The sequence below is a fragment of the Desmonostoc muscorum LEGE 12446 genome, from assembly GCF_015207005.2.
In the GTDB taxonomy this organism is placed as follows: domain Bacteria; phylum Cyanobacteriota; class Cyanobacteriia; order Cyanobacteriales; family Nostocaceae; genus Nostoc; species Nostoc muscorum.
Genome location: NZ_JADEXS020000001.1, coordinates 8,135,308 through 8,142,500 on the forward strand (window position 1 = coordinate 8,135,308; position 7,193 = coordinate 8,142,500).

Here is a 7,193-nt window from a genome sequence, read left to right on the forward strand (position 1 = left end):
GACGCTAAATATTCTAGAGTTTGTCTAGAAGGTATTTAATAATACATAACTTAACATTCTTTATGTCTTCTCAAGATCAGTTAATTCTTGAAGAAATTTGGATTTGTCCCCCGTTAGCCTTTGCTCGGTTTGGACAATCCCCATACCCAATGGAGAATTTCCATTGGGCGGAGAATGATTACTCGCCTCGGGGTACAGCTGAAACAGTCATCAAACCCGCATTGACGTTTAACATCGATCCCAACGGCAATATTTCTGCTTATTTGCCAGAAGAAATTCGCTTTAAAGATAAAGGTAAGTGGCGTCCGGTTTGTCCTTTTTTTGAGTTACATGGACGTTGGTCAGACGGGCATGAAGGTCCCATAGGACTGAATGAATTGCAAGCAGCTAAATTGAGTCTCAATGATGTAGTGTGGCACGTGGAAGCAGCCAACCGCAAAGCATATCACTACACCTTAGCAGATGGGGATCTCGTTGAAACTGCAATCGAAATTCCCGGTACAGATCATCTTTTGCACCCGATATTGGGTCACAGTCCTGAAGGAGCAGAAAATCCTCTGATTCCCCCTGGCGTGGATGTTCCATTAGGCCATGTGCAGGTAATTCGCCCTAATCCAAGTTGGCCTGAGTTGCGTTTGCGAATTACCCCACCGCAGGGATTGATTTATGCTCCCAGCAATAGTAAGGATCGCAACTTAACCCAATTGATCCCACTGATTCAAGACCAAGCGGTATTTTTGCGACAAATCAACTGCTGTCTCAATCACAATGCCGCATGGCCTCACTGGAATCCAGGGTCTGGGGATAATGAAGATCCGCGCACCAATCCTGGTGGTCTGTATGCTCAAGAGCCGGATGGCACTAGCTTGGGATTTTTGGATGATTCCAATGACGGTTTGATTAAAGTGACAATCACAGGAGCAAGTATCGCTACAGGTCAACTAACTGCTTATGCTCGTTACACATGTTGTCCGCAAGACTTCCAACCAGACCGCCGGCCATTTGTCTCCATTGCTGATGGTTTAAGCGATTTAGTCAAACGAGACGAAGTTTTGCATCAAGCATTTATCGAGGGGCGAAACTGGCCGGAAACAGAAGCGGAAATCGCTGATTTAATGCAACGAGTCCGCGAGACAATGGAAGCTTCTAATTTGGATCAGCAAAATTTGCGATCGCAGTTAGCCAATAACCCAAGTGACTCTGGCGCAGACGCTCCTTTCCCCTTCGAGCCTGTACCCCCACGCCCAGGGCATCCATTACCCTTGACCGAATTAGGTCGGATGAATCATGTACGCTTTCTGGCTTACGAAGTGTTCAAGCAACGTATGGGACAACGCCCAGAAGTGTTTAAACAATGGATTCGCAAACCCACCGACGAACCGAAATCATACGACAAACAAATGCCCGCCTTGATGCGAGGTTCAGATTCCACACCGATGTCCATTTCCCAACGTCAGTACTACTTGATGAAGGAATGGTTAGAAGTATTGCAAAACGGTCAAGGAACATCTCAAAAGGAAGATAGTTGATTATGAATCTTCCATTACCACAGTCACCCATATCGCCGGAAGTAGACAATTTATCCCGCGACTTTCATCTGTTTGAGAGCGCTGTTGCAAAACACTTGCTGGTGGTAGACGGTTCACGAGTGTTCGATCTCGACGAACTCACCGCCCAGCGCATCGCTCAATTGCTAATAGTAGAGGACTCTGTAACCGAGCAGGAAATCGCCGACTTTCGTCAAAGCTTTGTGATGCCAGGTGGTTATCCTGCCATTGATGATACTCCCCTTGAACCGCCTCCCCTGCGTTCTTTATCGTTGAACGTTGCCCAAAGCTGCAATCTTGGCTGTAAGTATTGCTATGCTGACGAGGGCAAATTTGGCAGCAAAACACAGTTCATGCCCCAGGACATCGCCCAGCAAGCCGTAGACCGTCTAATTGCCGAGGCCGAGCCAGGTGTAGATTTAGTTGTCGGGTTTATGGGAGGAGAACCTCTGTTAAACCGCCAATTAATCCACCACATTACCCGTTATACCAGCCAGCGCGGCCAAGAAACTCGGCATAAAGTCCGGTTTTCTCTGACTACAAACGGCACCTTGGTTACTGCTGAAGATGCAGCTTTATTCGCCGAGTACCGATTTAATGTGTCTGTTAGCCTCGATGGGCCACAATTTCTCAATGACCAGTTGCGCCCAACAGTCAATGGTCGCGGAAGTTACGAAGCAGTTTTACGTGGCTTAGAAGTCATGTCAGTTCAGCGTCCTGGTCATTTGTCGGCTCGGATGACAGTCACGCCCCAAAGCGGACGCTTACTGCCAATTTTGCAACATGTGCTGTCCTTGGGTGTTGATGATGCAGGGTTTGCTCCAGTGCTGGTGTCACCTAATGCAGAGTATGCCTTTGGGACTGAAGAGTTCGAGCTATTTTTGCAGCACATGGTCGAATGTGGTGAGGTATGTAAACAACATCTCTTGCAGGGTAAGCGTTTCCCATTTACCAACTTTGAAACGGCACTCAATGAAATTCATCGTGGTAGCCATCGTCCCTACCCCTGTGGTGCGGGTGCAGGTTATCTGAGCGTGAATGCTCAAGGCCAACTTTATGCCTGTCATCGATTGGTAGGAGATGAAGAGTGGGCTATGGGTTCAGTCCAGCAAGGCTCAGACTTTGCGGCTCGACAGCAGCTATTACAGCGCAATCATGTCAACTCCATCAAACCATGTAGTGATTGTTGGGCGCGTTACCTCTGTGGAGGAGGTTGTTACCACGAAGTCAGCAAACGTGGGCGAATTGGCTGCGATTACATTCGTGGCTGGCTGGAATTCTGTTTGGCAGCTTATGCCGAACTCTCTACTTACACTCCTGAGTATTTTGTGACTCCCGAAACCTACTTTGCAAACGGAATTACAAATTTAACTGGAAAAATATGAAAATCACCAAAAATAATAACCCGTGGCGGCCAAATGAATTTTCCACCCAAGATCCAAAAGAATGGAAGATTTTTCCGCGTAACCTAACCGCACGAGCCGCTTACATTGTTCCGGGGAATCCAACCACTACCCGCCCAGAAGATGCTGTAGACAATTGCTATCCTGGGTTGGAAATGGATGCCCGGAATCTACATAAGTACTTCTTCCCCGGTTTGTATTTTGAAGTCTATCGCAGTGATGGCGCTCGACTTGTTGAATTAACTCCCAGCGATCGCGCCGCCCAGTGGATTAATTTAGGATTGAAAGAAAGCGATCTCCAAGATGAGTTGTTTTTGTGGATTCTCAAGGGGAAAACTGCTGCTGATCAGGATGCCACGAATCCGCCAGCTATTGAGTTCGTTGATACTGATAATACTACTAATATTAAAGACTTAGGCGGCTTATATATCTGGCGCAAAGTTAATGCGCTGTTTCCAGGAAAAACTGCCGTGGCGATCGGGCCGAAACCGCCAGCGACAGGTGATAGTTTGAATGCTGCGAAAGCTCAATTAAATAGCTCTTGGAACAATAACAATAGTCATCTAGAACGAGATCCAAATGGGAAATTGAAATTTGCCATCTTGATTACAGATCGGTCAGTTTACTTGAGCAATCAAGGTGTCATCGACCCGGATGTTTACAAACCAGGTGAACTGACACGTACCCTGTGTACTCCCTGGACTTACGATTTCCGGGATTGCCAATGTTTTTATTGGGCATCTAATAAGCCTGATGTCAATAGCAGTGAAGATGGTAAATACCAATATCTCAACTTTCAGCGTAAGAACTCGAATATAGAACCACAAACCGAAGATATTGCTAACAGTTACGAAGCTCGTCGCCTCCGGGAAATCGACTATGCAGAAATGATGGTCGATTGGGAGCAACTGCGCCCAGTGGTGAATGGTCGGGAATATGGCGAATCCTACAAACCTCCTATTCCCCCGAAAGGACGAATTCTAACTCTAGAAGAAATTAAAAAGGAACTAGCTTATTTAGCTACAGTAGAACACGCTCTAGCGGTGCAATATCTCTACGCCTACTATTCTATAAATGCTCCAGCCGAGGAGCCGCCAGAGCCAGATTTGAAAACATTCCGTATTTGGAAAGGGGCTAATGAGGTCTTCAATATCGCTATTGATGAAATGCGCCATTTGCACTGGGTCAACCAAGTATTAAAGTTACTGGGAGTCGAAACGACTGTCAAACGGGCTGCCAAAATTGGACGCAGATTTGAAGTACCCTTCTATTTGCAAAGTCTTACCAGTACTCAGTTGCAGTGGTTTATTGATGTAGAAGAACCTAGTCGCTCTACCTCAACTGGGCTGGATGGGATGTACGTTGGGATTCAGACTTCGTTGCAACAGCTTTCACCAGAAGAGTTAGACCCAGAAACGCAACGTCGGGCGGTGGAAATCATCAAGCTGATCATTGATGAGGGTGAAGGACACTATGTGCGTTTCAGTACCGCCCAGCAGAATTTGGCTTTCTATGACAATGCGGGTCGTGGTGATTTGCCAAAATATATTCGCGGCGGTCAGTGGAGTCAATTAAGCGATCGACCTAACCCGGAATTACCTAACAGTAATCTCTATGGTGTTCCCCACGTTGAAGAATTAGGCAGCGAAGGGTTCATCCTGCAAAAACAAAGTGACGCTGTATATTTAACATTGATAGTGTTTTTGAAGTTGGCGTTTGCTATGCAAGATGAAAAAATCAGTGGTGCATCGCTACGTCAAGCGATTTCCTTGATGTTTAAGCTGAACACAATCAATTTTAAGCTGGCAGAAAAAGGCCTGACACCACTGTTTACCATTCCTAAATGGTGGGAAAGCGATCCTCCCGTTACATCCCAGGAGATTGCCCAAACTTTGTTAAATACAGCCAAAAAGCAATTGCTGGAATCAGGGGTATTGCAAAGTTCTGCGATCGCTCAATTTGCCCAAAAAGCACCATTGACTGAATCAAAGGTATTGAAAGAGCCGATTCTCTCTAAAGTTTTGCAGAAAGTCCACAATGAAAGCATTGATGAAGTGCTTGCCCATTTTGATAATGCTATTTCCCAAACCACATTTCAATGAGTCAGTCTGAAGTCTGTTCCCAACGATGACCGAATAATTACTAATTCATAATTCGTAACGAAAGTCATAGCCCCTCAATTCATTGATGGAGATAAAAAGTATGATTCCTTTTTTAAGCCCCCAACTTCAATCGTGGGGTAATAATTACGAATTACGAATTACAAATTACGAATTATGTTGACTCGTGTGGCTGTTGTTGGTGACAGTTTAAGTGCTTATGCTGTGGTTGCAGCCTTAGCCAAGCTGGGTTCTCATTGCGATTTGCTATGTGACCCAGCAAAATCTCACTTTTTTGGGCCATCATTAGTACTCAACGATGTTAGCGAAACATTGCTCGCCCAGCTTTTTCCGGATGTGAATCTGAGTATTTACAGTCAACGTCTGACTCATCGTTTGGTGCGTTGGGGCAGACAGCCAGTGCAGGTAGAACAACCTGCATTGGCGATTCGATCACACTCTTTACTAGAATTACTGCGAAACTCTAAGGTCATACAGCACACGCGTATGATTGATGTTAGTCAATTGACTGCTCAACAAATATCGCAGAACTATCCTTGGACAGTGTATACCAGACACAAACAAAGGGCGATGGCTACGCCCGCCCTTCGCGGAGCGTCTCGTAGAGAAGGCATCGCTTTGCCGGAAAGTTCTAAATCTTTGGTTGGTGGTCAACGAGTTATAGTCACCGCTGAGGTACAAGACACGCCCAAACCTGCATCTACCTGTTATATCGAGTCCCTGGCTGACGGTTGGTTGTTTTATGCTCCAGTCGATGGCTCTGGCGCTATGCTTCAGGCATGTTTGCCCATAACTCCAGCCAATCCTCGACGGGCGTTGCTGGAATGTTTGTATAAAAGCACTACAATCAGCACGTTTGTCAACGATTTGCAAAAGGTAAATTGTTTTTCTTCTGCCCCCCACTTGCAATGGCCTCTCTGCGGTTCGGGTTGGCTGATGGTAGGCGAACCTGCGATTAAGATTGATCCTGTAAGTGGGGAAGGTACGCCTTTTGCGTTACGCAGTGCAATATTGGCAGGAGCGGTAATTGATGGAATTTTGAGCGATCGCATTCCTGATATATCTGCATTAAATCATTATCAAACTAGATTAACTCATTCATTCATTTCTCATTTGCGAGGGTGTATCCAGTTTTATCGAGAAGTGTTTAGCACAAATTTAGCATGGCTTGCTGAAATAAATCAGATGATTGATATTGCTGAGACTCTATCTACTCAGCTAGAACAACAGGCTATTAATGTGTTGAACTATCGGTTGATTGATTTTGAGTTGCACATTGGGTAAATCTCAAAAAATCAGTAAACCTGGAATTATAGACTGAAGTCTTTGTCCCAAGAGGCTTTTGAGCAGTTCTTGCAGTTTTGTTAGAGAGAAAGATACTGGAATTACCCTGCCACTTTGATTATAAATCAAAGTCAAGGCTGAATGTTTCTCCATCAGAATCCAATACGGTTCAGTTAAGGCTCAAAGTCATGTAAATTAAACATTGTTCCCAAGAAAGGAAATTCAGTATTGTGCATCTGAGGGATTTCTTGTTGATGTCTCCTGAGATACGAAGTGGTGATGTGCTTAAAGCAATCGAGATGGCGATTCCAGCAACTGCGATCGAAGAAGCGATCACTAATACCCAAACTGAAGAGGAGCGCAAGCGATCGCTACCAGCGCAATTAGTGGTAAGTCTCGTAATTGCAATGAGTCTATGGTCAAAAGACTCAATGCGGGATGTACTTAAAAACTTGATTGATGGTCTTTCTGAGGGATGGGTGAAGGTAGGTAAATACTGGCGAGTACCTTGTAAGTCAGCAATTACTCAAGCTCGGCAACGATTAGGGGCAGGAGTGATGAGCCAATTATTTCACCAGTTAGTACAACCAATGGCGATTGGTGAGACGATAGAAGCATTTCTAAATGGGCTGAGAATTGTGGTGATGTTGAATGCCAAAGAGATTGAAATTCAAAATATAGACCATTTAGGCATAGTGGCAGGAATAGTAGACGCGATTGGGTTAGTAGAAATAATTAATGAATTAAACAGTATCAAAAAATGAAAGTAAAATTAACACGGATGTTTTGAGTGCAGGGCGTTTTATTGTTGCCACAAATGTTTTAGAGTCCAAGCAGCT

Annotated in this window: 4 protein-coding genes and 2 pseudogenes; all 6 read left to right on the top strand. The window is 45.0% G+C overall.

Features of this window, described 5'->3' with window-relative positions; all coding sequences use genetic code 11:
* Positions 1-62 precede the first annotated feature (62 nt).
* Positions 63-1,529 (top strand): hypothetical protein, encoded by a 1,467-nt coding sequence (locus IQ276_RS33535; RefSeq protein ID WP_193918464.1) that lies wholly within the window; start codon positions 63-65, stop codon positions 1,527-1,529.
* Positions 1,530-1,531: 2 nt separating this feature from the next.
* Positions 1,532-2,932 carry a radical SAM/SPASM domain-containing protein gene (locus IQ276_RS33540; RefSeq protein WP_193918466.1) on the top strand — a complete coding sequence of 467 codons (1,401 nt, stop codon included), beginning with the start codon at positions 1,532-1,534 and terminating at the stop codon, positions 2,930-2,932.
* Complete coding sequence (locus tag IQ276_RS33545) at positions 2,929-5,052, top strand: ferritin-like domain-containing protein (protein WP_193918468.1); 2,124 nt, start codon at positions 2,929-2,931, stop codon at positions 5,050-5,052. The genes IQ276_RS33540 and IQ276_RS33545 overlap by 4 nt, the downstream gene beginning before the upstream one ends.
* Before the next feature lie 174 nt (positions 5,053-5,226).
* Positions 5,227-6,354, top strand: a complete 1,128-nt coding sequence (locus IQ276_RS33550) for an NAD(P)/FAD-dependent oxidoreductase (RefSeq protein ID WP_193918470.1) — start codon at positions 5,227-5,229, stop codon at positions 6,352-6,354.
* A gap of 230 nt (positions 6,355-6,584) precedes the next feature.
* Positions 6,585-7,001: pseudogene (locus IQ276_RS33555) on the top strand (transposase domain-containing protein); the annotation flags it as partial.
* A pseudogene (locus IQ276_RS41320) lies at positions 6,999-7,100 on the top strand (DUF4277 domain-containing protein); the annotation flags it as partial. The pseudogenes IQ276_RS33555 and IQ276_RS41320, both read left to right, overlap by 3 nt.
* Between the last annotated feature and the right edge of the window lie 93 nt (positions 7,101-7,193).

Excerpts from the sequence above, each read along its gene's own strand:
- IQ276_RS33545 (WP_193918468.1), top strand. The coding sequence starts at position 2,929 with ATGAAAATCACCAAAAATAATAACCCGTGGCGGCCAAATGAATTTTCC.
- IQ276_RS33550 (WP_193918470.1), top strand. The coding sequence starts at position 5,227 with ATGTTGACTCGTGTGGCTGTTGTTGGTGACAGTTTAAGTGCTTATGCT.
- IQ276_RS33540 (WP_193918466.1), top strand. The coding sequence starts at position 1,532 with ATGAATCTTCCATTACCACAGTCACCCATATCGCCGGAAGTAGACAAT.
- IQ276_RS33535 (WP_193918464.1), top strand. The coding sequence starts at position 63 with ATGTCTTCTCAAGATCAGTTAATTCTTGAAGAAATTTGGATTTGTCCC.